This is a genomic window from Mycolicibacter engbaekii, assembly GCF_002101585.1.
GTDB classification, from domain to species: domain Bacteria; phylum Actinomycetota; class Actinomycetes; order Mycobacteriales; family Mycobacteriaceae; genus Mycobacterium; species Mycobacterium engbaekii.
Genome location: NZ_LQOT01000069.1, coordinates 235,944 through 259,046, shown reverse-complemented (window position 1 = coordinate 259,046; position 23,103 = coordinate 235,944). Strand labels below are relative to the sequence as shown.

General features: G+C 68.3%; 30 protein-coding genes. 4 read left to right on the top strand and 26 right to left on the bottom strand.

What is annotated here, in order from left to right; genetic code table 11:
- The first annotated feature begins 152 nt into the window (after positions 1 to 152).
- Both AWC02_RS17845 and AWC02_RS17840 read left to right on the top strand, forming a co-directional pair.
- Positions 153 to 1,061: an SAM-dependent methyltransferase gene (locus AWC02_RS17845; RefSeq protein WP_085130017.1), complete on the top strand. Its 909-nt coding sequence runs from the start codon at positions 153 to 155 to the stop codon at positions 1,059 to 1,061.
- A 76-nt stretch (positions 1,062 to 1,137) separates the two neighbouring features.
- On the top strand, positions 1,138 to 2,370 hold the full coding sequence (locus AWC02_RS17840; RefSeq protein ID WP_085130016.1) for a serine hydrolase domain-containing protein: 1,233 nt from the start codon (positions 1,138 to 1,140) through the stop codon (positions 2,368 to 2,370).
- A gap of 32 nt (positions 2,371 to 2,402) precedes the next feature.
- On the opposite strand, the gene sppA is transcribed toward AWC02_RS17840, so the two are convergent.
- From sppA to rpsJ, 24 genes are all read right to left on the bottom strand, one after another.
- Positions 2,403 to 4,175 carry a signal peptide peptidase SppA gene (gene sppA, locus AWC02_RS17835; RefSeq protein WP_085130015.1) on the bottom strand — a complete coding sequence of 591 codons (1,773 nt, stop codon included), beginning with the start codon at positions 4,173 to 4,175 and terminating at the stop codon, positions 2,403 to 2,405.
- A gap of 150 nt (positions 4,176 to 4,325) precedes the next feature.
- Complete coding sequence (gene rplO, locus AWC02_RS17830) at positions 4,326 to 4,766, bottom strand: 50S ribosomal protein L15 (RefSeq protein WP_085130014.1); 441 nt, start codon at positions 4,764 to 4,766, stop codon at positions 4,326 to 4,328.
- Positions 4,763 to 4,945, bottom strand: coding sequence for a 50S ribosomal protein L30 (gene rpmD / locus AWC02_RS17825; protein WP_046318378.1), 183 nt, complete (start codon positions 4,943 to 4,945; stop codon positions 4,763 to 4,765). Before rpmD ends, rplO begins: the two co-directional genes overlap by 4 nt.
- Positions 4,946 to 4,947: 2 nt before the next feature.
- Positions 4,948 to 5,646, bottom strand: a complete 699-nt coding sequence (rpsE, locus tag AWC02_RS17820; protein WP_085130119.1) for a 30S ribosomal protein S5 — start codon at positions 5,644 to 5,646, stop codon at positions 4,948 to 4,950.
- Between the two features lie 34 nt (positions 5,647 to 5,680).
- The gene (rplR, locus tag AWC02_RS17815; protein ID WP_085130013.1) at positions 5,681 to 6,088 is read right to left on the bottom strand and encodes a 50S ribosomal protein L18; all 408 of its coding nucleotides are present in this window, start codon (positions 6,086 to 6,088) and stop codon (positions 5,681 to 5,683) included.
- A 2-nt stretch (positions 6,089 to 6,090) separates the two neighbouring features.
- On the bottom strand, positions 6,091 to 6,630 hold the full coding sequence (rplF, locus tag AWC02_RS17810) for a 50S ribosomal protein L6 (RefSeq protein WP_046318373.1): 540 nt from the start codon (positions 6,628 to 6,630) through the stop codon (positions 6,091 to 6,093).
- 13 nt (positions 6,631 to 6,643) lie between these two features.
- Positions 6,644 to 7,042 (bottom strand): 30S ribosomal protein S8, encoded by a 399-nt coding sequence (rpsH, locus tag AWC02_RS17805; RefSeq protein WP_085130012.1) that lies wholly within the window; start codon positions 7,040 to 7,042, stop codon positions 6,644 to 6,646.
- Between the two features lie 19 nt (positions 7,043 to 7,061).
- Positions 7,062 to 7,247 carry a type Z 30S ribosomal protein S14 gene (locus AWC02_RS17800; RefSeq protein ID WP_024440399.1) on the bottom strand — a complete coding sequence of 62 codons (186 nt, stop codon included), beginning with the start codon at positions 7,245 to 7,247 and terminating at the stop codon, positions 7,062 to 7,064.
- Between the two features lie 5 nt (positions 7,248 to 7,252).
- Positions 7,253 to 7,816, bottom strand: coding sequence for a 50S ribosomal protein L5 (gene rplE / locus AWC02_RS17795; protein WP_085130011.1), 564 nt, complete (start codon positions 7,814 to 7,816; stop codon positions 7,253 to 7,255).
- A gap of 2 nt (positions 7,817 to 7,818) precedes the next feature.
- Positions 7,819 to 8,136, bottom strand: a complete 318-nt coding sequence (gene rplX / locus AWC02_RS17790) for a 50S ribosomal protein L24 (RefSeq protein WP_085130010.1) — start codon at positions 8,134 to 8,136, stop codon at positions 7,819 to 7,821.
- Positions 8,137 to 8,505 (bottom strand): 50S ribosomal protein L14, encoded by a 369-nt coding sequence (rplN, locus tag AWC02_RS17785; protein WP_046318367.1) that lies wholly within the window; start codon positions 8,503 to 8,505, stop codon positions 8,137 to 8,139.
- Between the two features lie 139 nt (positions 8,506 to 8,644).
- A complete protein-coding gene (locus tag AWC02_RS17780) occupies positions 8,645 to 9,553 on the bottom strand; it encodes a formylglycine-generating enzyme family protein (RefSeq protein WP_085130009.1) in 909 nt (302 codons plus the stop codon).
- Positions 9,554 to 9,557: 4 nt separating this feature from the next.
- Complete coding sequence (locus tag AWC02_RS17775) at positions 9,558 to 11,906, bottom strand: arylsulfatase (protein WP_085130008.1); 2,349 nt, start codon at positions 11,904 to 11,906, stop codon at positions 9,558 to 9,560.
- A 219-nt stretch (positions 11,907 to 12,125) separates the two neighbouring features.
- A complete protein-coding gene (gene rpsQ / locus AWC02_RS17770) occupies positions 12,126 to 12,443 on the bottom strand; it encodes a 30S ribosomal protein S17 (protein ID WP_085130007.1) in 318 nt (105 codons plus the stop codon).
- Positions 12,443 to 12,685 carry a 50S ribosomal protein L29 gene (rpmC, locus tag AWC02_RS17765; protein WP_085130006.1) on the bottom strand — a complete coding sequence of 81 codons (243 nt, stop codon included), beginning with the start codon at positions 12,683 to 12,685 and terminating at the stop codon, positions 12,443 to 12,445. The genes rpsQ and rpmC overlap by 1 nt, the downstream gene beginning before the upstream one ends.
- On the bottom strand, positions 12,685 to 13,101 hold the full coding sequence (rplP, locus tag AWC02_RS17760) for a 50S ribosomal protein L16 (protein ID WP_046285397.1): 417 nt from the start codon (positions 13,099 to 13,101) through the stop codon (positions 12,685 to 12,687). Before rplP ends, rpmC begins: the two co-directional genes overlap by 1 nt.
- A 3-nt stretch (positions 13,102 to 13,104) precedes the next feature.
- Positions 13,105 to 13,947: a 30S ribosomal protein S3 gene (gene rpsC, locus AWC02_RS17755; RefSeq protein WP_046319527.1), complete on the bottom strand. Its 843-nt coding sequence runs from the start codon at positions 13,945 to 13,947 to the stop codon at positions 13,105 to 13,107.
- Positions 13,947 to 14,576, bottom strand: coding sequence for a 50S ribosomal protein L22 (gene rplV / locus AWC02_RS17750; RefSeq protein WP_085130005.1), 630 nt, complete (start codon positions 14,574 to 14,576; stop codon positions 13,947 to 13,949). The genes rpsC and rplV overlap by 1 nt, the downstream gene beginning before the upstream one ends.
- The gene (rpsS, locus tag AWC02_RS17745) at positions 14,573 to 14,854 is read right to left on the bottom strand and encodes a 30S ribosomal protein S19 (RefSeq protein WP_006245110.1); all 282 of its coding nucleotides are present in this window, start codon (positions 14,852 to 14,854) and stop codon (positions 14,573 to 14,575) included. Before rpsS ends, rplV begins: the two co-directional genes overlap by 4 nt.
- Positions 14,855 to 14,871: 17 nt before the next feature.
- Positions 14,872 to 15,708, bottom strand: a complete 837-nt coding sequence (gene rplB, locus AWC02_RS17740) for a 50S ribosomal protein L2 (RefSeq protein ID WP_024440413.1) — start codon at positions 15,706 to 15,708, stop codon at positions 14,872 to 14,874.
- 27 nt (positions 15,709 to 15,735) lie between these two features.
- Entirely contained in the window at positions 15,736 to 16,038 is a 303-nt protein-coding gene (gene rplW, locus AWC02_RS17735; protein ID WP_046319532.1) for a 50S ribosomal protein L23, read from the bottom strand.
- Positions 16,038 to 16,694 (bottom strand): 50S ribosomal protein L4, encoded by a 657-nt coding sequence (rplD, locus tag AWC02_RS17730; RefSeq protein ID WP_085130004.1) that lies wholly within the window; start codon positions 16,692 to 16,694, stop codon positions 16,038 to 16,040. The genes rplW and rplD overlap by 1 nt, the downstream gene beginning before the upstream one ends.
- A complete protein-coding gene (gene rplC / locus AWC02_RS17725) occupies positions 16,694 to 17,347 on the bottom strand; it encodes a 50S ribosomal protein L3 (protein WP_085130003.1) in 654 nt (217 codons plus the stop codon). The genes rplD and rplC overlap by 1 nt, the downstream gene beginning before the upstream one ends.
- A 29-nt stretch (positions 17,348 to 17,376) precedes the next feature.
- Positions 17,377 to 17,682: a 30S ribosomal protein S10 gene (gene rpsJ, locus AWC02_RS17720; RefSeq protein ID WP_003883485.1), complete on the bottom strand. Its 306-nt coding sequence runs from the start codon at positions 17,680 to 17,682 to the stop codon at positions 17,377 to 17,379.
- 471 nt (positions 17,683 to 18,153) lie between these two features.
- Between rpsJ and AWC02_RS17710 the strand changes: the two genes are divergently transcribed.
- Positions 18,154 to 18,561, top strand: coding sequence for a hotdog fold domain-containing protein (locus AWC02_RS17710; protein WP_237160525.1), 408 nt, complete (start codon positions 18,154 to 18,156; stop codon positions 18,559 to 18,561).
- 100 nt (positions 18,562 to 18,661) lie between these two features.
- On the opposite strand, the gene AWC02_RS17705 is transcribed toward AWC02_RS17710, so the two are convergent.
- Complete coding sequence (locus AWC02_RS17705; protein ID WP_085130002.1) at positions 18,662 to 20,314, bottom strand: carboxylesterase/lipase family protein; 1,653 nt, start codon at positions 20,312 to 20,314, stop codon at positions 18,662 to 18,664.
- 113 nt (positions 20,315 to 20,427) lie between these two features.
- Between AWC02_RS17705 and AWC02_RS17700 the strand changes: the two genes are divergently transcribed.
- The gene (locus AWC02_RS17700) at positions 20,428 to 21,681 is read left to right on the top strand and encodes a cytochrome P450 (RefSeq protein WP_085130116.1); all 1,254 of its coding nucleotides are present in this window, start codon (positions 20,428 to 20,430) and stop codon (positions 21,679 to 21,681) included.
- On the opposite strand, the gene mftG is transcribed toward AWC02_RS17700, so the two are convergent.
- Positions 21,663 to 23,102 carry a mycofactocin dehydrogenase MftG gene (gene mftG, locus AWC02_RS17695; RefSeq protein ID WP_085130001.1) on the bottom strand — a complete coding sequence of 480 codons (1,440 nt, stop codon included), beginning with the start codon at positions 23,100 to 23,102 and terminating at the stop codon, positions 21,663 to 21,665. The two genes, AWC02_RS17700 and mftG, sit on opposite strands and share 19 nt — an antisense overlap.
- Between the last annotated feature and the right edge of the window lies 1 nt (position 23,103).

The following is a 23,103-nucleotide window of genomic DNA, read 5'->3' as shown; positions in this document are numbered from 1 at the left end:
TAGCTCGTTAAACGCGCTAACTAGTTTTTCGGGCTGATCTGACCGGCAGAGAGGAAGAGGACCGTGATGGCACCTACCGAACTCAACACCGCCGACCTGCCCTCCGGCGTGGACATGGACGCCGCCATCGGCGCGGGGCGGAGCTGACGACCGTGGCGCGCAGTGACAACGACAGCTGGGACCTGGCCTCCAGCGTGGGCACCACCGCCACCATGGTCGCCGCCGCCCGTGCGCTGGCCACCGCGGAACCCGACGCCATCATCTCGGACCCGTTCGCGGCCCCGCTCGTGCGCGCGGTGGGCGTCGACTTCTTCACCAAGCTGGTCGACGGCGCCCTGGAGCCGGCGGTGGCCGCGGAGGCCAAGGCCGCCGCCGAGCCGATGACGGCCGTGATGGCGGTGCGCACCCGGTTCTTCGACGACTTCTTCCGGGCAGCCGCGGCCGCCGGGATCCGGCAGTTCGTGATCCTGGCCGCCGGACTGGATTCACGGGCCTACCGGTTGGACTGGCCGCAACCCAGCGTGGTCTATGAGATCGACCAACCGGAGGTCATCGAGTTCAAGACGCGCACGCTGGCTGCCCTGGGCGCGCAGCCGAGCGCCGAGCACCGTGCCGTGGCGGTCGATCTGCGCGACGACTGGCCGGCGGCCTTGCGCGAACGTGGTTTTGACCCGACGCAGCCCACCGCGTGGATCGCCGAGGGGCTGCTGGTCTACCTGCCCCCGGACGCACAGGACCGGTTGTTCGACCACATCACCGCGCTCAGCGCCCCGGGCAGCAGGCTGGCGACCGAATTCCACCCGGACGGCGGCGCCGCGCTCAGCGGCTCGAACCAGTCGTTGGGGCAGCGGTTCGCCGCTCAGGGGCTGGACCTCGACATCGCCAGCCTGGTCTACCCCGGCGAGCGCAATCCGGTGGGCAGCTATCTGAGCCAGCGCGGGTGGCAGGTGGACGAACGCTCCCGCGAAGCGGTGTTCGCCGCCTACGGTCGCAGTTTTCCCGACGGCGACATCGTGGCGCGGCTGCGCAATTCGGTTGCGATCGAGGCGATTCGCACCTGACGGCGGCCGCCGCGTTCGGGGCGGTGAATTGGCCATTCGGCGGCTGGCCGGCTTCCGGCAACGGTATAACAGCCCCATGGTGCTCAAAGTCGCGGTTCCGCACGACCTGATCGGCGGCGACGTCGATGAGGGTTTCGGCAAGGTCGCCGACGCCTTCCGGGACAACTTCGCCCGGGGCAGCGAAGTGGGCGCCGCCCTGGCGGTCTTCCGCAACGGCGTCAAAGTCGTTGACCTGTGGGGTGGTTATCGCGACGGCTACAACCGCGCACCGTGGCGGCGCGACACCATGGTCAATGTCTTCTCGAGCACCAAAGGCGTGGCGGCGCTGGCCGTGGCGCTGGCGGTGTCGCGGGGCCTATTCGGTTACGACGACAAGGTGGCCGCCCACTGGCCGGAGTTCGCCCAAGCGGGCAAGGGCGACATCACGGTCCGCCAGCTGCTCGGGCACCAGGCGGGGCTGAGCGCGCTCAAACCTGCCCCGAGGTTGGCCGACGTGGCGGCCCCGGACCGGCTGGCCCCCCTGCTGGCGGCTCAGCGGCCCCGCTGGGCGCCGGGAACCCGCCACGGGTATCACGCGGTCACCTTGGGCTGGTACGAATCCGAACTCATCCGCCGCACCGACCCCGCCGGCCGTACCCTGGGCCGGTTCTTCGCCGAAGAGATCGCCCGGCCACTCGGGCTGGACCTGCACATCGGGCTGCCCTCGTCGGTATCCCGCGACCAGGTGGCGCTGTTGCACCAGTGGAAGCGCGCGGAGTCCCTCCTGCACCTGTCGGTGATGCCCGCCGCTCTGGTGGCCGCCCTGCTCAATCCGTTCGGTCTGCTGGGGCGGGCGAGCTCGCTTCCGCGCGACGTCAAACCGTGGGATGGCGACTACAACCGCGACGACGTACGTGCCGTGGAAATCCCGTCTGCCAACGGGATCGGCACCGCCCGGGCGATCGCGCAACTCTACGGCGCCGCTGCCGGCGCGGACTCCGCTCTGCCGCTGCGCGAGGACGTGCGCGACGAACTCGCCGCCATGCCGGCGCCGCCGTCGCGCGGGGAACGGGACAAGGTGTTGGGCGTGGAGCTGGTGTTCAATCTGGGTTTGTCCAAACCGGCATTCGGCACCGTTTTCGGTTCTTCCGACAAAGCCTATGGCACACCGGGTTTCGGCGGTTCCTTCGGGTTCGCCGATCCCGACACAGCGATCGGCTACTCCTACGTGATGAACCGCCTGGGCTTTCACCTGCACAGCGACCCGCGCGAACTCGCGCTGCGCCAGGCAGTGTTCCACCACGTCCTCGGGACCCGGCGACAAGCCTGATCGCCGCTGCGGTCAGCACGGACCACCGCGTCTTACCAGCGCGACTCCCCCAGCCACAGCACGTGCGCACCGTTGACCGAGCGTTCGATGTGCTCGACCACTCCGACCAGAGAGCGCACCACCAAGCCGCCGACCGCATCGGACACCGCCGCCGCCGGCTGCGACGACGGGCGCGGCCGGATGAATTCCCACCACGACGAGCCCGGATACGACGCGGTGCGGACCTGCGCATCCGCATCGAGTCCGGCCAACACCTTCGCCCGGCGTACCGCCGTGCGCAGGCCGCCCAGTTCGTCGACCAGTCCGCGCTCGGCCGCGTCCGCGCCGGTCCACACCCGCCCTCGCGCCACCGCGTCGACCTCTTCGGTGGACAGGTTGCGGCCTTCCGCCACCCGGGCGACGAAGTCGTCGTAGAACAGATCGGCCTCGGTCTCCACCTGCCCCTGCTGTTCGGCGGTGAAGGGCGCGTCCATCGACCAGGCGTCGGCGTTGGCGCCGGTACGCACCGCATCGCTGCCCACCCCCAGCCGGTCCTTGAGAGCACGGGCCACCAACTTGCCGGTCACCACGCCGATGGATCCGGTGATGGTGCCCGGATTGGCCACGATGGCATCCGTGCAGGCGGAGATGTAGTACCCGCCGGATGCGGCGACCGCGCCCATCGAGGCCACCACCGGCTTGCCCGCAGCACGTGCCTGCTGCACGGCCCGCCAGATGGTTTCCGAACCGGTGACCGACCCTCCCGGACTGTCTACCCGCAACACGATCGCGGCCACGTCATCGTCGGCGGCCGCCTCCCGCAGCGCGGCGGCGATGGTGTCACCGCCCACACTGCGGTTGCCCAGCGGCGACAGCGGTGGACCGCCCGAGCCGCTCACGATCGCCCCGGCCACCGTCACCACGGCGATCACCGGTTTGGGTTTGCGTCCCGGCAACGGCGGGCCCGACCCGGGCGTGGTGGCATGCGCGTAGCGCGTCAGGTACAGGCGCGGCGGCGCGTCGTCGTCGTCGGCGCCGGATATCTCCCTGGCTCCGGTGAGTTCGGCGATCCGGTCGTAGGCCTGGTCACGAAAGCCGATCCGGTCGATCAGCCCCGACCGCTGTGCGTCGTCGCGCAGCAGCGGCGCCTTGTCGGCCAGGGCATCGACGACGCCGGCGTCGAGCTTGCGCGATTCGGCGACCGCCGCGCGCACCTGCGCATGCAGGCTCTGCACCAGCGCGGTGTCGGCCTCGCGGTGCGCATCGGTGTAGGAGTCCTGGGTGAAAAGGTTGGCCGCGGACTTGTACTCGCCCCGGGCGACGAACTGTGCCTCGATACCGGCCTTGTCCAGGGCGGTACGCAGAAAGGTCGCGCTGGTGGCGAAACCGACCAGCCCGACGGTGCCCGACGGCTGCATCCAGATCTCACCGAACGCCGAGGCCAGGTAGTAGGACAGCGTGCCCGGATAGGTCTCCGCCCAGGCCACGGATGGCTTGACGGCGCTGAATTCGGCGACAGCGGCCCGCAGCTCCTGCACCGGCCCGGCGGCGGCCGCCGACAGCTGTACCCGGGCGATCAACCCCGCCACCCGAGGGTCTTGTGCCGCCCGGTGGATCGCGGCCACCACGTCGCGCAGCACCGGCGGTCGGCCACCGGAACGGATCAGCGCCAGCGGGTCGAAGGCGCTGGTCTCGTGAGGAAGCTCTTGCAGGTCGAGTTCGAGGATGACGCCGTTGGGCACGCCGTGGTGCCGGGCGGTGTCGAGACGGCGCGCAACGCCGCGCAGGCCGTCGATGCCGGGTACCCCGGGCAGCAGAGAGAACATGGATTCGAGCCTACCGGCGGCATGGGAGCGGGCAGGGCGTGCGCAGCGCGGCGGGCGATACCCACGCCAACGCAGAATCGCACCCCACCGTGTGGTGGAGTGCGATTCTGTGTCCGGCGGCCGGCGTGATGCCGCCCGCCTTCGAGACTCTTACAGCTCGGTGGCGGTGCCTCCGGCCGCGGTGATCTTGTCGCGGGCGCTGCCGCTGAACTTGTGCGCGGTGACGTCGGCCTTGACCGTCAGCTTGCCGTCGCCGAGCACCTTGACCAGCGTGTTCTTGCGCACGGCACCCTTGGCCACGAGCTCGTCGAGGCCGACGGTGCCGCCCTCGGGGAACAGCCGGTTGATGTCGCCGACATTGACGACCTCGTACTCGGTGCGGAACCGGTTACGGAAGCCCTTCAGCTTGGGCAACCGCATGTGGATCGGCATCTGCCCACCCTCGAACGCGACCGGCACGTTCTTACGCGCCTTGGTGCCCTTGGTACCGCGACCGGCGGTCTTACCCTTGGAGCCCTCACCGCGACCGACACGGGTCTTCTTGGTGTTCGACCCGGGCGCCGGGCGCAGGTCGTGCAGCTTGATGGTCATTCGGCTTCCTCCACATGCACGAGGTGGTGAACAACCCGGATCAGGCCACGGGTCTGGGGGTTGTCCTCACGCACCACCGACTGGCGGATCTTGCGCAGGCCCAGGGTACGCAGGCTCTCGCGCTGCTTCCAGCGTGCACCGATGGTGCCGCGGACCTGGGTGATCTTCAGGTTTGCCATGGTTATGCCGTGCCTTCCCGCGCCGCGGCGGCAGCCAGAGCATCGCTCTCGCGACGAGCCTTGAGCATCGCGGCCGGCGCAACATCTTCGATGGGCAGGCCACGCCGGGCCGCCACCTCTTCGGGACGCTGCAGCATCTTCAGCGCGGCAACGGTGGCGTGCACCACGTTGATCGCGTTGTCGCTGCCCAGCGACTTGGACAGGATGTCGTGCACCCCGGCGCATTCCAGCACCGCGCGCACCGCACCACCGGCGATCACACCGGTACCGGGGCTGGCCGGGCGCAGGAACACCACACCGGCGGCGGCTTCACCCTGCACCGGGTGGGTGATGGTGCCACCGATCAGCGGCACCCGGAAGAAGCCCTTGCGGGCCTCCTCGACACCCTTGGCGATCGCGGCCGGAACTTCCTTGGCCTTGCCGTAGCCGACGCCCACCAGGCCGTGGCCGTCGCCGACGATCACCAGCGCGGTGAAGCTGAACCGGCGACCGCCCTTGACCACCTTGGAGACCCGGTTGATCGCGACCACGCGCTCCAGGTAGTTGCTCTTGTCGCCGTCGCGGTTGTCGCGGCCACCGCGGCCACCGTCGCGGCCACCGCGGCCACCCCGGTTGTCGCGGTTGTCACGGTTGTCGCGTCCCTCGCTGCGGCTGCCCGTGTCGGGACCTGCCGAGGAGGCCCCTGTCGGCTGCTCCGCCATCATGCGGTCCTTCCAGTCATCTTCACGTCAGTCATCAGAAGTTCAATCCGCCCTCGCGCGCCGCGTCGGCCAACGCAGCGATCCGGCCGCCGTAGGTGTAGCCACCGCGGTCGAACACCACATCCTGCACGCCGGCGGCCTTGGCGCGCTCGGCGATCAGCTGTCCGACCCGCACACTGTGGGCCTTCTTGTCGCCGTCCACGGCCCGCACGTCGGCCTCGATCGACGATGCCGCTGCCACCGTGTGGCCGGCCAGGTCGTCGACCAGCTGCACGTGAATGTGCCGCGAAGAGCGGTGCACCACCAGCCGGGGACGCTCGGCGGTGCCGGCGACCTTCTTGCGCAACCGCGCGTGCCGACGGATGCGGTGCGTGCGCCGAACCTCGGAGATGTTCTGCCCGACGGGTTTGCGGACCGGGGTGCCCGTCTGTGATTGCGCCATGACTACTTACCTGTCTTTCCGACCTTGCGGCGAACCTGCTCACCCTCGTAGCGCACGCCCTTGCCCTTGTAGGGGTCGGGGCGGCGCAGGCGGCGGATGTTCGCCGAGATCTGGCCGACCTTCTGCTTGTCGATGCCCGAGACCGAGAACTTGGTGGGCGTCTCCACCGCAAAGGTGATGCCCTCCGGAGCCTTGATCAGCACCGGGTGGCTGTAACCCAGCGCGAACTCCAGGTCGCTGCCCTTGAGCGCGACGCGGTAGCCGACGCCGAAGATCTCCATCTTGCGGACGTAGCCCTCGGACACCCCGGTGACCAGGTTGGCCAGCAGGGTGCGGCTCAGGCCGTGCAGCGACCGGTTGCGCCGGTCGTCGTCCGGGCGGGTCACCACCAGAGCGCCGTCGTCGTTGCGGGCGACGCTGATCGGCTCCGCCACGGTGAGCTCGAGGGTGCCCTTGGGCCCCTTGACCGATACGTTCTGACCATCGATGGTCACGTCGACCCCGGCGGGAACCGGGACCGGCTGCTTACCAATACGCGACATGTCTGCTACTCCCTCACCACACGTACGCGAGGACTTCGCCGCCCACGCCCTGCCTGGCCGCCTGACGGTCGGTGAGCAGACCCGAGGACGTGGAGATGATCGCCACGCCCAGGCCGCCGAGCACCCGAGGCAGGTTGGTCGACTTTGCGTAGACCCGCAGGCCCGGCTTGGACACCCGGCGCAGACCGGCGAGGCTGCGCTCGCGGTTCGGGCCGTACTTGAGGTTGACCACCAGCGACTTGCCCACCCGGGCGTCTTCGACGTGGTAGTCGGTGATGTAGCCCTCGCGCTTGAGGATCTCGGCGATGTTGGCCTTGATCTTCGAGTGCGGGAGGGTCACCTCCTCGTGGTACGCCGAGTTGGCGTTCCGCAGACGGGTCAGGAAGTCCGCGATCGGATCCGTCATAGTCATTTAGGCTGCTCCTCCACCCTCACCAGCTGCTCTTCTGCACACCGGGCAGCTCGCCGGCGTGCGCCATTTCGCGCAGGCAGATTCGGCACAGGCCGAACTTCCGGAGCACCGCACGCGGGCGGCCGCACTTGTTGCAGCGGGTGTAGGCGCGCACCGCGAACTTGGGCTTGCGAGCCGCCTTGATAACCAACGCTTTCTTAGCCATGGTGGTCAGTTCTCCTTGAACGGAAAGCCGAGAGCCCGCAGTAGCGCTCGCCCTTCGTCGTCGTTGGTCGCCGAGGTGACGACAGTGATGTTCATCCCCCGCGGGCGGTCGATGGAGTCCACGTCGATCTCGTGGAACATCGACTGCTCGGCGAGCCCGAAGGTGTAGTTGCCGGAACCATCGAACTGCTTGGGCGAAAGCCCGCGGAAGTCGCGGATACGCGGCAGCGCGATCGAGGTGAGCCGGTCCAGGAACTCCCACATCCGGTCACCGCGCAGGGTGACCCGGGCACCGATCGGCATGCCCTCGCGCAGCTTGAACTGGGCGATGGACAGCCGGGCCTTGCGGATCTCCGGCTTTTGGCCGGTGATCGCGGCCAGGTCGTTGACCGCGTTGTTGATCAGCTTGGCGTCCCGGGCGGCTTCACCGACGCCCATGTTCACCACGACCTTCACCACGCCCGGGATCTGCATCACGTTGGCGTAGTTGAACTCTTTGTTGAGCGCGTCCCGGATCTCCTCGCGGTAGCGCACCTTCAGCCGAGGCTGGATCTTTTCTGCAGTCGTCATCTCTAGATGTCCTTGCCGTTGCGCTTGGAGACGCGAACCTTCTTGCCGGACTCGGCGTCCACCCGGTAACCGATCCGGGTGGGCTTGCCGTCGGAGTCGACGACCATCACGTTGGAGACGTGGATCGGAGCCTCCTGGGTGACGATCCCGCCCGAGGAGGCGCCGGCCTGGTTGGCCGAGTTCGCGACGTGCTTGCGGATCCGGTTGACGCCCTGGACCAGCACCCGGTTGCGGGTGGGGAACGCCTGCAGGACCTTGCCCTTGGCGCCCTTGTCCTTACCGGCGATGACCAGGACGGTGTCGCCCTTGTGGACCTTCATCTACAACACCTCCGGTGCCAGCGAGACGATCTTCATGAACCGCTTCTCCCGCAGCTCACGGCCGACCGGCCCGAAGATGCGAGTTCCACGGGGGTCGTTGTCGGCCTTGATGATGACGGCCGCGTTCTCGTCGAACTTGATGTAGCTGCCGTCGGCGCGGCGACGCTCCTTGGCGGTGCGCACCACAACGGCCTTCACAACGTCGCCCCGTTTGACGTTGCCGCCCGGGATGGCGTCCTTGACAGTCGCGACGATGACATCACCGATGCCGGCGTATCGCCGCGACGAGCCGCCGAGCACCCGGATGCACAAGATCTCCTTGGCGCCGGTGTTGTCGGCGACCTTCAACCGCGATTCCTGCTGAATCACCAGATCTCCTCAGTAGTTGGGACGACGCGCGACATGACAAGTGGCATGCCGGAATCTCCCCGGTCGTGCATGGTCTTCTTTATTGCCGAAGGGCACGCAGGGCCAACTCACGCCAGCCGAGGTCTGCACATGGCAACCCCTAGAGCTTAGGCGACGTATCGCCAGACTCCAAATTGCTCTCCGACCCCCCGGTCGCGCACCGAAACCCGATATGGCTGGTGCCGGTGTCCTGCGCCTGCGGCGATCTGGCGGCGGGCCGGTAGCGGTGGCAGTACTCGGGCGCACACAGGTGCGAGCCGCCCTTGAGGGTCTGGCTGACGGTGGGGTCGCCGGCAGCGGCCGGAGCACAGCAGGCACTCGGCGGTGCATCCAGGCGGTGATGGGCCCAGAAGACGGTGGTGGTCCACTCCCAGACGTTGCCGATCATGTCGAGCAGTCCCCAGGCGTTGGCGGCAAAGGCGCCCACCGGCGACGTCCCGGACCAGCCCAGAGCGCCGTCGTTGCGGTACGGGAAGGCGCCCTGCCAGGTGTTGGCCATCAATTCCCCGCCGGGCTTCTCCTCGTCGCCCCACGAATAGGTGGTCGCGGCCCCGGCCCGAGCGGCGTACTCCCATTCGGCTTCGGTGGGCAGCCGCCGCCCCGCCCACCGCGCGTACGCCGCCGCGTCGGGGTAGGCCACCTGCACCACCGGGTGATCGGGCTTGTCCTCGACGCCGCTGTGCGGGCCCAGCGGGTGCCGCCAGTTGGCGCCGGGCACCCACCGCCACCACTGCCGCCAGTCCCGCAGGTCGACCGGCCCGGATGTCGGGGCGAAGACCAGGGCACCCGGCTGCGCGTCGCCGTAGCGCGCGGGATCGAGGTGCTGTTCGGCGACGGTCACATAGCCGGTTGCGGCGACGAACGCGGCGTACTGGGCGTTGGTCACCGGATGGCGTTCCAGCGCGAACGGCTGCACCGCCACAGTGTGGATCGGCGCCTCTTCGGGATAGAAGCTCGTCGAACCCATCCGGAACACCCCGGCCGGGATGTCGACGAGTTCGGTCAGCAAGGCGTCAATCCCGGGCGAATGCGGCGGCGATGCTCTTCCGCACATCCAGGTACGGCTCGCCGCTGACATCCACGGCCACATCCGCGATGGATCCACCGGTGAAGCCGAACGGCGCACGGTACGCCGACGACACGGCTTGCCCGGTGTTGCGCCCCACGCTGACGCCGCCGCCGGCCAGCGCGAAGGCACCCGGCTGGGCGAGCATCCCGGTCAGGGTGGCCACCACGGTGTCGTCGATGTACAGCGTGGCGTCGCCCACCGGGGTGTGGCTGCCCTCGACGGTGCCGGTGCGCTCGAATCGGATGCCGAAGATGTGGTCTCCCAACGGGATCGGATCGGCCGAGGACAGCCACTGCTCACGCTCGCCGAGGAAGTTGTAGACGTAGTGCAGCTTGCCGTCCTGTACGAACAGCGCGTGGCCGCCGTGCCGTGCGCCCTGCTTGAACAGCACACCCTCGGCGGCAGCCGAATCCACCGTGACGCGCGCCAACACCGAGAACGATCGCCCGCGGATCTCCACGCAGGCTCCCAACGGCACCTCCGCGGTGTTCGGGTAATACGTGTAGGCGGTGCGGTCACCCGACAGGTACGGCCGCTGCCGGGCCGGCATCTCGATGATGTTCAGGTCCGACAGCGGAAGCCCGTTGTAACGCTCCGCTTCGGAGAACCACAGCTGCTTGAGCTCTTCGAGTTTCTCGGGGTGCTCGGCCGCCAGGTCGTGGCACTGGCTGCGGTCTTCGGCCAGGTGATAGAGCTCCCACCGGTCGTCGTCGAAGTTGCTCCACCCCGAGGGCGCCGCCGCGTGCACGGTGTTGGCGAACCAGCCCCGGTGCCAGATACCACGCGTTCCCAACATCGAATAGAACTGCGTGTGCTTGCCGGTGTCGGCGTCCGGGTCTTCGAGGGCGGCTTTGAAGCTCACCCCCTCCAGCGGCCGCTGGGCAATGCCGCGCACCGTGTCGGGAGCGGTGATGCCGAGCAGGTCGTAGACCGTCGGGGTCACGTCGCAGACGTTGACGTAGGTGTCGCGCACCTCGCCGTGCGCCGCGATCCCTTTGGGCCAGCTGATGATCGCCGGATCGGCGATGCCGCCCTCGTGGGAGGCATAGCGCTTGTAGAGCTTGTAGGGCGTGTTGAACGCCATCGCCCAGCCGACCGGATAGTGGTTGTAGGTCTCCGGGCTGCCGAGCTCATCGAAGAGCTTCATCGCCTCTTCGACGGAGTCGATATAGCCGTTGAAGAACTTGTTCTCGTTGGGAGACCCGTTCGGGCCGCCCTCGCCGCTGGCTCCGTTGTCGGAGATCACCACCACGATGGTGTTGTCGAGCTGCCCGGACTCCTCCAGGTAGTCCAGAATCCGGCCGATCTGAGCATCGGTGTAGCTCTGGAATCCGGCGAACACCTCGGCCATTCGGGCAAACAGGCGCTTCTCGGAATCATCGAGGGTGTCCCAGGGGCGGACCATGTCCAACAGCGGCCAGGGATGGCCCGCGGAGCCGGTGACGTCGGCGTAGGGGTTGACCTCGGACAGATCGGTGTCCGCCGGCACCAGGCCCAGCTTCTTCTGGTTCTCCAGGACGATCTCGCGGTACTTCTCGTAGCCCATGTCGAAACGCCCGGCATAGCGATCGGCCCATTCGGCGAACACATGGTGCGGGGCGTGGCCGGCACCCGGGCAGACATAGCCGAACCAGGGCTTGCCGGGTGCGACGGTCTTCGCGTCGCGGATGAACTCGATGGTCCGATCGGCGATGTCCTTGGACAGGTGGTAGCCGTCCTCCGGCGTGGCCGGCGGCTCGACCGGATGGTTGTCGTAGACCAGATCGGGATACCACTGATTGGTCTCGCCGCCCATGAATCCGTAGAACCGCTCGAAGCCCCGCTGGGTCGGCCAGTGCCGCCGCGTGGCCGCCATGTTGGACTCCTCCAGCGGCGTCAGGTGCCACTTGCCGACGCAGAAGGTGTTCCAGCCCTGTTCGGCGAGAACCTCACTGAGAAGCGCGGTGTCGTAGGGGATGCGCCCACTGCAGTTGGGGAACCCATCGGTGAACTCCTCGATGGTCGCCATCCCGACGCTGGTGGCGTTGCGGCCGGTCAGCAACGCGGCTCTGGTCGGCGAGCACAGGGCGGTGGTGTGAAACTGCGACAACCGGACCCCGCGGGCGGCGATCCGGCTCATGGTCGGCATCTCGACCAGCCCGCCGAAGCAGTCCCAGGTCGCGATGCCGGTGTCGTCCCAGACCAGGTACAGCACGTTGGGTGCGCCTTCGGGAGCCGTCGGCGCGGCGAACGGACCCCAGTCCGGTTCGGAGTCCCGGATGTCGAGACTGATCTTGCCCTTGAACTCCACCATTGCTCACTCCGTCGTCGGCCCCCGGAACTGTTGAGACACTACCGGGCCGCCGGCCAAGCGGCAGACTTTGCGAGCCGGACACGCCTTGTGCGCAGCCGAATTCGGCTTCCCCACGCTACGGTGCACCCGGGCACCAGGCCGCTACGCCCCGGTGCGGAATAAGCAGCGGCCCTGACCCGCAGTACAGGACTGCGTGTCAGGGCCGCGGCGTAACAGCTTTTACTTGGCCTTCTCGAGGATCTCGACCAGGCGCCACCGCTTGGTCGCCGAGAGAGGACGGGTCTCCATCAGCGACACGCGGTCGCCGATACCGGCCGTGTTGTTCTCGTCGTGCGCCTTGACCTTCTTGGTGGTCCGGATGATCTTGCCGTACAGCGGGTGCTTCACACGGTCTTCGAGTTCGACGACGATGGTCTTCTCCATCTTGTCGCTGACCACGTAGCCGATCTGGGTCTTGCGGCGACCCCGCGGCGTCTCGGTGCGCGGAGTGTGCTTGGCGCCCTTCTCCGCGGCGTTAGCCTTTGCAGCCTGTGCCATTACGATGCCTCGCCTTCAGAACCAGCGGGACCGGACGCCAGGCCCAGTTCCCGTTCGCGCAACACGGTGTAGATGCGCGCGATCTGGTGGCGCACCGTGCGGAGCCGACGGTTGTTGGTGAGCTGCCCGGTCGCCATCTGGAAACGCAGGTTGAACAGCTCTTCTTTGGACTCGCGCAGCTGCTCGACGAGTTCGTCGGCGCTCAGCTCGCGCAGTTCGCCGGCGGTCACTCCCACTGCCATCAGAACTGCTCCTCTCGGGTGACGATGCGCGCCTTGATCGGCAGCTTGTGGATCGCCCGGGTCAGTGCGGCACGGGCGATGGCCTCGTTGGGGTAGCTCAGCTCGAACAGCACCCGACCCGGCTTGACGTTGGCGACCCACCACTCCGGCGAACCCTTACCGGAACCCATGCGGGTTTCGGCGGGCTTCTTGGTCAGCGGGCGGTCCGGGAAGATGTTGATCCACACCTTGCCGCCACGCTTGATGTGCCGGTTGATGGCGATACGCGCCGACTCGATCTGCCGGTTGGTGATGTAGGCGTGCTCCAGGGCCTGGATGCCGTACTCACCGAACGTCACCGCGGTGCCGCCACTGGCGATACCGCGCTGCTTGGGGTGATGCTGCTTGCGGTGCTTGACCTTACGGGGAATCAACATGATTCAGCTCTCCGTGTTCTGCGTTTCCGCTGCGGCCGGAGCGGCCTCGGTGACCGTCTCGGCAGCAGCGGTGTTCTCGGTGCTCTCAGCGGCCCGCCCGGCGTCGGTGCTGGTCGCGGTGGTACCGGAGGCGCCGCTGCGGCGCGGGCGGGTGCCCGACGGCCGCTCCCGGCGGGGACGGTCGGCCGACGGCGCCGTAACGGACAGCTCGCGCTTGCCGCCGACGATGTCGCCCTTGTAGATCCAGACCTTCACGCCGATCCGGCCGAAGGTGGTCTTCGCCTCGTACAGCCCGTAGTCGATGTCGGCGCGCAGCGTGTGCAGCGGCACCCGACCCTCACGGTAGAACTCCGAACGGCTCATCTCAGCGCCGCCGAGACGGCCCGAGCACTGCACCCGGATGCCCTTGACGTTGGGCTGGCGCATCGCCGACTGGATCGCCTTACGCATCGCGCGACGGAACGCCACGCGGTTGCTCAGCTGCTCGGCAACGCCCTGGGCCACCAGCTGGGCCTGCGACTCGGGGTTCTTGACCTCGAGAATGTTCAGCTGCACCTGCTTGCCGGTCAGCTTCTCCAGGTCGGCACGGATGCGGTCGGCCTCGGTGCCCCGACGGCCGATCACAATGCCCGGACGAGCGGTGTGGATGTCCACGCGAACCCGGTCCCGGGTCCGTTCGATCTCCACGTCGGCGATGCCGGCACGCTCGAGCCCGCTCGACAGCAGACGCCGGATCGCCACGTCTTCCTTGACGTAGTCCGCGTACTGCTTGTCGGCGTACCAGCGCGACTTCCAGTCGGTGGTGATGCCGAGCCGGAAACCGTGCGGATTGATCTTCTGGCCCATTACTCCGAGCCCTCCTTCGCGTCGGACGTCTCAGGCGCCTTCTTGGTTGCCGCCTTCTTGGCGGGCGCCTTCTTCGCCGCCGCTTTCTCCGTCGTCTTCTCGGCAGCCTTGGCTGCGGAAGCCTTCTTCGCCGGCGCCTTCTTGGCGGGCGCCTTCTCGGCCGTCGCCTTCTTGGCCGGCGCCTTGGCAGCAGCCTGACCGGCGGCGGCCTTGCTGGCCTGGGCACGACGTGCCCGGGCGGCACCGGCAGACTGCGCCGAACCACCGCCGGAGACCGGACGGCTCTCCACCACCACGGTGATGTGGCTGGTGCGCCGCCGGATCCGGTACGCACGCCCCTGGGCGCGCGGCTTGATCCGCTTGGCGGTCGGGCCCTCGTCGGCGTAGACCGTGGCCACCACCAGGGTGGCCGGGTCCAGTCCGTTGTTGTTCTCGGCGTTGGCCGCCGCGCTGGCGATGACCTTGGCCACCGGCAGGCTGGCTTGCTGCGGCGCCCAGCGCAGGATGTCCAGCGCCTCAGACACCGACTTGCCGCGAACCAGGTTGATCACCCGGCGCGCTTTGCTGGCCGATACCCGCACGAAGCGGGCCTTGGCGACAGCAGACGGGAATTCAGTCGTAACACTCACCGGCGCTTAGCCTTCCGGTCGTCTTTGATGTGTCCCTTGAAGGTGCGCGTCGGAGCAAACTCGCCGAGCTTGTGCCCGACCATCGACTCGGTGACGAATACCGGAACATGCTTACGGCCGTCGTGTACAGCGAACGTGTGCCCGATGAAGTCCGGGATGATCGTCGACCGACGGGACCAGGTCTTGATGACCTGCTTGGTGTTCTTCTCGTTCTGAACGTCGACCTTCTTGAGCAGATGGTCGTCGACGAACGGACCCTTCTTAAGGCTACGTGGCATCGCTTTCCCTCCGATTCCTAGCGCTTCTTGCCGGTGCGCCGGCGTCGGACGATGAGCTTGTCGCTGGGCTTGTTCGGCCGGCGGGTGCGACCCTCCGGCTTACCCCATGGGCTGACCGGGTGCCGGCCGCCGGAGGTCTTGCCCTCACCACCACCGTGCGGGTGGTCCACCGGGTTCATGACCACACCACGGACGGTCGGGCGCTTGCCCTTCCACCGCATCCGGCCGGCCTTACCCCAGTTGATGTTCGCCTGCTCGGCGTTGCCCACCTCGCCGACCGTGGCGCGGCAGCGCACGTCGACGCGGCGGATCTCACCGGAAGGCATACGCAGCGAGGCGTAGGCGCCTTCCTTGCCCAGCAGCTGGATGCTGGACCCGGCCGAGCGGGCCAGCTTGGCGCCGCCGCCCGGGCGCAGCTCCACCGCGTGCACCAGCGTGCCGGCGGGGATGTTGCGCAGCGGCAGGTTGTTGCCCGGCTTGATGTCGGCGTTGGCGCCCGACTCCACGACGTCGCCCTGCGAAAGACCCTGCGGCGCGATGATGTAGCGCTTCTCGCCATCGAGGTAGTGCAGCAGCGCGATCCGCGCGGTGCGGTTCGGGTCGTACTCGATGTGGGCGACCTTGGCGTTGACGCCGTCCTTGTCGTGGCGACGGAAGTCGATCACGCGGTAGGCACGCTTGTGGCCACCACCCTTGTGGCGGGTGGTGATCCGGCCGTGGGCGTTACGCCCACCGTGGCCGTGCAGCGGCCGGACCAGCGACTTCTCCGGGTGAGAGCGGGTGAGCTCAGCGAAATCGGAGACGCTGGCACCGCGACGACCGGGGGTCGTCGGCTTGTACTTGCGGATTCCCATGTCAGTTAGATCTCTCTCTCACTCCGGTCAGGCCGGCGCGGCGAACAGGTCGATCGGCTTGCTGCCGGGGGCCAGAGTCACAATGGCGCGCTTGGTGTCCTTGCGCTTGCCGTAGCCGTTCCGGGACCGCTTGCGCTTGCCCGGCCGGTTGGCGGTGTTCACCGACGAGACCTTGACCGCGAAGATCTTCTCGATCGCGATCTTGATCTGCGTCTTGTTCGAGTCCGGGTGCACCACGAAGGTGTACACGTTGTCCTCGATCAGCCCGTAGGACTTCTCGGAGATGACCGGCGCGAGGATGATGTCGCGGGGGTCGGTGATGGTCGCCATCAGGCCGAAACCTCCTCGGTTTTGCCAGTGTGAGCCTCGATGTAGGAGTTCAGAGCCTCGACGCTGAACACCACGTCGTCGGCACGCAGCACATCGTGGGTGTTGAGCTGGTCCGGGGACAGGATGTGCACACCCGGCAGGTTGCGCACGCTGCGGGCGCCCGTCTCGTCGGCCCGGCCGATGACCACCAGCACCCGCTTGCGGTCGGTGAGCGAGCCCAGGAACGTCTTGGCGCTCTTGGTCGACGGAGTCTGGCCGCTGACCAGCTCGGTGACCGCGTGGATCCGGCCGTTGCGCGCCCGGTCGGACAACGCTCCGCGCAGGGCGGCGGCGATCATCTTCTTGGGGGTGCGCTGGCTGTAGTCGCGGGGCTTGGGCCCGTGCACCACACCACCGCCGGTGAACTGCGGCGCCCGGGTCGAGCCCTGGCGGGCACGGCCGGTTCCCTTCTGCCGGTAGGGCTTGCGGCCACCGCCGCTGACCTCACCGCGGGTCTTGGTGGAGTGCGTACCCTGACGGGCCGCAGCCAACTGAGCGATCACCACCTGGTGCATGAGCGCGATGTTGGCGGGAGCGTCGAACAGCTCGGCGGGCAGCTCGACCGAGCCGCTGGACTTGCCGTCCGGAGTCTTGACGTCAATCGTGATGCCGGCCATTACTTCTCACCCTTTTTGATCGCGCTGCGGACCAGAACCAGCCCACCGTTGCGGCCCGGAATGGCGCCCTTGATCAGCAGGACACCGTTCGCGGCGTCCACCTTGTGCACCACCAGGTTCTGGGTGGTGACCCGGTCGTTGCCCATCCGTCCCGACATCCGGGTGCCCTTGAACACCCGGCCGGGGGTCGAGCAGCCACCGATCGAACCCGGCCGGCGGTGCACAGCCTGCGCGCCGTGACCGGCGCCCTGGCCGGCAAAGCCGTGCCGCTTCATGGTGCCGGCGTAACCCTTGCCCTTGGAGGTTCCGGTGACGTCGACGTAGCTGCCGTCGCTGAAGATCTCGGCGGTCAGCTCCTGGCCGACCTCGTAGCCGGCGGCGGCCGCCTCGTCGTCGAGGCGCAACTCGGCCAGGTGCCGGCGCGGGTTGACGCCCGCGGCGGTGTACTGACCGGTCAGCGGCCGGTTGACCTTGCGAGGGCTGATCTCGCCGTAAGCGAGCTGGACGGCGCTGTAGCCGTCGCGCTCAGGGGTGCGGATGCGGGTGACCACATTCGGCCCGGCCTTGACGACCGTGACCGGCACGACCTTGTTGTTCTCGTCGAACACCTGCGTCATGCCCAGTTTGGTACCCAAAATACCTTTGCGTGCCATGGTTTCTTCCGAGCTCCTACTGGGATGCCTTATTGGATGTTGACGTCGACGCTGGCCGGCAGATCGATGCGCATCAGGGCGTCAACGGTCTTCGGCGTGGGATCGAGGATGTCGATCAACCGCTTGTGGGTGCGCATCTCGAAGTGCTCCCGCGAGTCCTTGTACTTGTGCGGGGACCGGATGACGCAATACACGTTCTTTTCGGTCGGCAGCGGCACCGGGCCGACTACAGACGCACCGGTACGGGTGACCGTCTCAACGATCTTGCGCGCCGAGGCGTCGATCGCCTCATGGTCGTAGGCCTTGAGCCTGATGCGGATCTTTTGTCCCGCCACGCTTCTGCTACCTCACTCCTGCAAAGGGGGCCCGTCTTTCGAACCCTTTGTGCCCCAGCTCGTCTGTGCCTGCCCGAACCCGTGGGTCCGTTTCGACACTGCGCTGGGCGCTGCCGCCGCTGTTTACCTGTCCTGGTCCACCGGTCCCCGCGGTCGGGCGTGTCGCCCGGACGCGGCCTCGTGCACGGTGAAAAAGCTCCGTACGGCGAGAGTGGGACCGGATGCGCCCGGGTGGGCGCTGGTCGTATGCCCAGCCAGGAGCGATCCCGGCGCAGGCGAACCTGAATAGTATGCCCCAGATCGGGTCAGCGGCCAAATCCCCAGCGGTCGCGCTCCCGGCCCGAGTGGCCGACCACCGCCGAACAGCCCGGCCGCCGATCTTACTTGCCGGTAAGGTGGGTGGGCGTGACCGGATCTACCAGTACTTATCGGACCTGGCAGCGGCTCGCGGGCGTCCCGGGCGGCACCCGGATGTTCTCGGCCGCGGCGATGGCCCGGGTCCCCTATTTCGCCTCGGTGCTGCCCCACGTTGTCCGGATGGAGCCCGGGCTGGCCGAGGTGCTGGTGCCCAAGTGGCCGTTCGTCTACAACCACCTGCGCACGGTGCACGCCATCGCGTCGTGCAATGCGGCCGAGGTCGCGATGGGGATGCTGATGGAGGCAACCGTGCCCGCCAGCCACCGCTGGATCCCCAAGGCGATGAGCGTGAGCTACCTGGCCAAGGCGACGACGTCGTTGCGGGCCACGGCCCGGCTGGACCCGCCCGACTTCGCCGCCATCACCGAAGGCACCGAGGTGGTGGTGCCGGTGAGCATCACCGACAAGACCGGCGTGGAGGTCGTGCACGCCGACATCACCACCTGGGTCACGCCGGCCTGAGCGGGCGAGCCCTCCCACTCCCCCGCCGAGCGTGTACTCAGCCCGAGATTCCGGGTGATTTTTCGTTCTGAGTACACGCTCGGCGAAAGAGAACACGAGCTCAGCCGCGCACGCCCGCCCAGAAGTCGCACTGGTGCTCTGCGGCGTAGTCAGTGATCACCCGGCTTCCGTCGGTCCGCAGCGACATCCAGCGCCGCTGCGGCCCCGGTCCCACCACGGGCCAGTCGGGTTGCTCGACCGCGATCGGCGCCCCCGTCACCACAAACCCCGTCCAGTACTCGATCATCTGGTCGGACAGCCGGCGCTGGGCGGGATCCAGCGGGGGCGCGCCGCCGATGTCGAACAGATAGCGCATCTCCAGGGAGTGGGTGGCCCCGACCGGGAACGGCACCTGGTCGTACAGGTCGGGCGCGGGAGCATGCGGGTCGTCGAACTCGTAGCCGTAGACGGGGCCGGCAGCAGCCAGTCCGCCGGCCATCCGGTCGGCCAGGCAGGCGAAGATGTCGTCGGTCGCCGCGGCCGCGTAGGCCAGCGAGACGCTGCCGTCGTACCGGGCCGGCGGATAGCGCTGCGCCACCTCGGCGGCGTGGTCGGCGCCGAAGGTGTCGTCCAGCTCGCCGGGGTATTCCGCGGCGGTGATCTCCCGGCCGACGCGCAGATACCGCAGCGCGACGAACATGGTGAACTCGTCGCGGTTGATGCCGAGTAGTACCGGTCTGCCCGCCGGGCCGCCCTCGTGCGGGGACTCCTGAAACACCCGCACCGGATCCTTGGGCAGCAGCTTGGTCCCGATCACCGGACCGCTGAGCTGATCGGTGCCGAACCGCGAGTACCACAGCGGCTTGGCCAGCCGGTCGGGTGGCAACGCCCGCAGACACGAGGCGATCTGCTCGTCGGGATAGTCATGGCCCCGGCCGTGCTCGCCACAGCCCACCGATTCGGTGTACTCCCGGCTGATCTGCTGCGCCTGCTCCACCTCGACCTGGGCCTGGCACGGCCCACTCTGGATGATCGCCGCCCGGAACAGCCCGGCCGATTCCGGCGCGGCCAGGTGGTCGCAGACCGACATACCGCCGGCGGACTCACCGGCGATGGTCACCTTGTCCGGATCGCCGCCGAACGCGTCGATGTTGTCGCGGACCCAGCGCAGCGCCGCCTGCTGATCCGCCAGGCCGTAGTTGCCCGGGTCCCCCAGTGCCGGGTCGGACAGGAAGCCGAGGGCGCCCAACCGGTAGTTGACGGTGACGACCACGATGCGGCCCCGGACCGCGAGGCGTTGCGCGTGATAGATGTCGCCGGCGCCCCGCATGAAGCTGCCGCCGTGGATCCACACCATCACCGGCAGCGGCTCGGCCGCCGAGCCGGTCGGCGTCCACACGTTCAGCGTCAGGCAGTCCTCGCTGGTCTGGTCCGGGTGGCCGGCGTCGGGCTGGATGCACCAGGGTCCGCGCCCCACCGCCTCGCGCACCCCCGGCCAGGCGGGCATCGGCGCCGGCGGCTGCCATCGCAGCGGACCGACCGGCGGCGCGGCGTATGGGACTGCTTGGAACAGGCGGTGATCCGGACCGACGCTTCCTTTCAGCAGACCGGAGCCGGTCCGCACCACGTCGGCGTTGAGCGCGACAGCACGCGGGCCCACGCCGGGTTGGGACGCAGCACCGTCAGAACTCGCGCACCCGGCAGCCAGCACCGCGGACAGCGCCAGCACCAGGACGCCGGCCCGCGCCACCCGGCGACACGATCGGATCGACATGACCGAAGAGCCTAATCGGGGAGGTTCGCGCAAAGCGGGTACACGACGGGCGACCATGCCCGACACTGGTGCCGAGCTGACACCTGTCAAGAATTGTGGACGAGGAGCCGGACTTGAGCACACCGACAATCGACCAGGCGGCCCAGGTATTCGCCGACCCCAGCGCCTACGCCGACGACGCTCGGCTGCACGGCGCGCTGACACACCTGCGCGCCCACGCCCCGGTGTGCCTGGTCGACCGGCGGCCCTACCGCCCGTTCTGGGCGATCACCCGGCACGCCGACATCATGGAGATCGAACGCGACAACGCGCTGTGGATCAACGAACCGCGGCCGGTGCTGGTGCCCGCCGAGTCCGACGACCTGCAGCGTTCTCTGCTGGAGTCCGGGATGGGTCTGCGCACGCTGATCCACATGGACGACCCGCTGCACCAGAAGATGCGTTCTGTCGTCTCGGAGTGGTTCCGCCCCAAGGCAATGCGCAATCTCAAGGCCCGTATCGACGAACTCGCGCACCGCTACGTCGAGAAGATGGTGCAGCTGGGGGGCGAGTGTGACTTCGTCCAGGAGGTCGCGGTCAACTACCCGCTGTTCGTGATCCTGTCACTGCTCGGCCTGCCCGAATCGGACTTTCCCCGCATGCTGCGCCTGACCCAGGAGCTGTTCGGCGGTGACGACGAGGAGTACCGCCGCGGCTTGACTCCCGAGGAGCAGTTGCCGGTGCTGCTCGACTTCTTCGCCTACTTCGGGGCGCTGACCGCCGAGCGGCGAGCCCGCCCTACCGAGGATCTGGCCTCCACGATCGCCAACGCGACCATCGACGGGGCGCCGCTGTCCGATGTGGACACCGCCTCCTACTACGTCATCATCGCCACCGCCGGCCACGACACCACCAGCGCGGCGATCAGCGGCGGGATGCAGGCACTGATCGAGCATCCCGAGCAGCGCGAGCGGCTCCGCGCTGACATGAACCTGATGCCGACGGCGGTCGAGGAGATCATTCGCTGGGTGACGCCGGTCAAGGAGTTCATGCGCACCGCGACCGCCGACACGCAGGTGCGCGGCGTGCCGATCGCCAAGGGAGAATCGGTCTACCTGTCCTACGTCTCGGCCAACCGTGACGAGGACGTATTCGCCGACCCGTTCGCCTTCGATGTCGGACGCGACCCGAACAAGCATCTGGCGTTCGGGCACGGCGTGCACTTCTGCGTGGGTTCCGCCTTGGCGCGCATGGAGATCAGCAGCTTCTTCAGCGCCCTGCTGCCCCGCCTGGAATCCGTCGAACTGGCCGGCGAGCCACAACTGGTGTCGACGACGTTCGTCGGCGGGCTCAAGCACCTGCCGATCCGCTATCGCATCCGGCCCTGACCGCACAGCAGCGCAGCCGCCCGCTGTGCCAGCATCGCGATCGTCGCGTGCGGCCCGCGACTGGGGATCGTGGGCAGCGCCGATCCGTCGATCACCCATAGCCCGGCAATCCCCCGCACCCTGCACTGCGCGTCGAGCACCGCGGCCCGGTCGCCGTCGACCCCCATGGGCGCGCTGCCGCACAGGTGTTGCGAAGTCGACCAACGCGGTGCGGTGCCAGATGTTTTGGTGCCCACGACGGCCTCGAGCAACTCCGCCCCGCGGCGCAGCTCGGCAAGGTCTTGCGGCTCGGTGTCATAGCGGTGCTCGATACGTGGGGCGACCTGCGGATCCGCCGAGACCAGGCTGATCCGGCCGCGGGCACGCGGGGTCATCAACGCAACGCCGATATGCGGCGGATCGACGGCGGCGGTCTCACCGACCATGGCCGCGAAACCCGTGGTGTAGGGCCGGATTTCCAGGCCTTCGTGGTGTAGTACGGCCTCGAGCACCGGGCGGCCCGGCGTGCCCGGCCACTCGGCTGAGACCAGCCATTCCGGGTGGTCCGCGCAGTGTGCCCCTACCGGAAGCGGGACACTGACGGCAACCCCGGCGGCACGCAGCATCGCTTCCTCGCCCACCCCGGACAGCATCAGCAGGTGTGCTGTGCCGATCGCTCCGGCGCACAGCACGATTCGATCCGCCGTCAGCCGCACCGGCCCCTGCTCCCCGATCGCCTCCACCGCCACGGCCCGGTCGCCGTCGATATCGACGCGCACCGCGCGGGTCTTCGGCAGGACGGTCAGGTTGGACCGGGACAGGGCCGGCCGCAGGTATGCCTCGCCCGGGCCGGTGCGCACACCGTCGACGATGTTGAGCGGGACGGCGCCGGCTCCCGGTCCCGTCGCCAACGTCGCGTCGTTGAGATCATCGATCCAGTCAAATCCCGCCCGTGTCACCGCTTCGATGAATCGACTTGTCCCAAAGCACATGTCGCGAGTTCGCCGGACCGGAATCGGGCCGGAGTCACCGTGCGCCGGGCCGTGAAAGTCCAGGTCGGTCTCAACCGCCCGAAATGCCTCCAATACCTCCGGCCAGGACCAGCCGGCGGGAAAGCCGGCGAAGTCCGCGGGCAGCCCGCGGCAGAAGTAGCCGCCGTTGACCGCACCGGAGCCTCCGAGCGTGGCACCTCGCACGATGGCCGCCGCGTGATCGCTGGTCAGCTCGGCGCGGTAACGGCGCACCAGCGGGCTCTCGGTGCCGATCGGCAACCGTGCGGCATCGGCGGTATGCGCCGCCAGAACCGGGTCGTCCAGCCCGGTACCCGACTCCAGGACAGTCACCGCGCATGCCGGATCAGCCGAGAGCAGCGCTGCGACAATGGATCCGGCGCTACCCGCGCCCACCACCAGGGCGTCGCTGTGCGCCACCGGAACCGTCAAG

Bases quoted from the DNA above. Each gene is read 5' to 3' on its own strand.
- sppA (WP_085130015.1), bottom strand. From the start codon at position 4,175: ATGTTCTCTCTGCTGCCCGGGGTACCCGGCATCGACGGCCTGCGCGGC.
- rpsE (WP_085130119.1), bottom strand. From the start codon at position 5,646: ATGGCGGAGCAGCCGACAGGGGCCTCCTCGGCAGGTCCCGACACGGGC.
- AWC02_RS17705 (WP_085130002.1), bottom strand. From the start codon at position 20,314: ATGTCGATCCGATCGTGTCGCCGGGTGGCGCGGGCCGGCGTCCTGGTG.
- rplC (WP_085130003.1), bottom strand. From the start codon at position 17,347: ATGGCACGCAAAGGTATTTTGGGTACCAAACTGGGCATGACGCAGGTG.
- AWC02_RS17775 (WP_085130008.1), bottom strand. From the start codon at position 11,906: ATGGTGGAGTTCAAGGGCAAGATCAGTCTCGACATCCGGGACTCCGAA.
- rpsC (WP_046319527.1), bottom strand. From the start codon at position 13,947: ATGGGCCAGAAGATCAATCCGCACGGTTTCCGGCTCGGCATCACCACC.
- AWC02_RS17840 (WP_085130016.1), top strand. From the start codon at position 1,138: ATGGTGCTCAAAGTCGCGGTTCCGCACGACCTGATCGGCGGCGACGTC.
- rplB (WP_024440413.1), bottom strand. From the start codon at position 15,708: ATGGGAATCCGCAAGTACAAGCCGACGACCCCCGGTCGTCGCGGTGCC.
- rplF (WP_046318373.1), bottom strand. From the start codon at position 6,630: ATGTCGCGTATTGGTAAGCAGCCGGTCCCGGTTCCCGCCGGGGTCGAC.
- rplE (WP_085130011.1), bottom strand. From the start codon at position 7,816: ATGACGACTGCAGAAAAGATCCAGCCTCGGCTGAAGGTGCGCTACCGC.
- rpsH (WP_085130012.1), bottom strand. From the start codon at position 7,042: ATGACTATGACGGATCCGATCGCGGACTTCCTGACCCGTCTGCGGAAC.
- rplD (WP_085130004.1), bottom strand. From the start codon at position 16,694: ATGGCCGGCATCACGATTGACGTCAAGACTCCGGACGGCAAGTCCAGC.
- rplR (WP_085130013.1), bottom strand. From the start codon at position 6,088: ATGGCGCAATCACAGACGGGCACCCCGGTCCGCAAACCCGTCGGGCAG.
- rpsQ (WP_085130007.1), bottom strand. From the start codon at position 12,443: ATGGCACAGGCTGCAAAGGCTAACGCCGCGGAGAAGGGCGCCAAGCAC.
- AWC02_RS17800 (WP_024440399.1), bottom strand. From the start codon at position 7,247: ATGGCTAAGAAAGCGTTGGTTATCAAGGCGGCTCGCAAGCCCAAGTTC.
- rpmC (WP_085130006.1), bottom strand. From the start codon at position 12,685: ATGGCAGTGGGAGTGACCGCCGGCGAACTGCGCGAGCTGAGCGCCGAC.
- rplW (WP_046319532.1), bottom strand. From the start codon at position 16,038: ATGGCGACCATCACCGACCCCCGCGACATCATCCTCGCGCCGGTCATC.
- AWC02_RS17710 (WP_237160525.1), top strand. From the start codon at position 18,154: ATGTTCTCGGCCGCGGCGATGGCCCGGGTCCCCTATTTCGCCTCGGTG.
- rpsS (WP_006245110.1), bottom strand. From the start codon at position 14,854: ATGCCACGTAGCCTTAAGAAGGGTCCGTTCGTCGACGACCATCTGCTC.
- rplX (WP_085130010.1), bottom strand. From the start codon at position 8,136: ATGAAGGTCCACAAGGGCGACACCGTCCTGGTCATCGCCGGTAAGGAC.
- rplO (WP_085130014.1), bottom strand. From the start codon at position 4,766: ATGACCATCAAGCTGCACGACCTGCGCCCGGCGCCCGGGTCGAACACC.
- rplP (WP_046285397.1), bottom strand. From the start codon at position 13,101: ATGTTGATTCCCCGTAAGGTCAAGCACCGCAAGCAGCATCACCCCAAG.
- rpmD (WP_046318378.1), bottom strand. From the start codon at position 4,945: ATGGCAAACCTGAAGATCACCCAGGTCCGCGGCACCATCGGTGCACGC.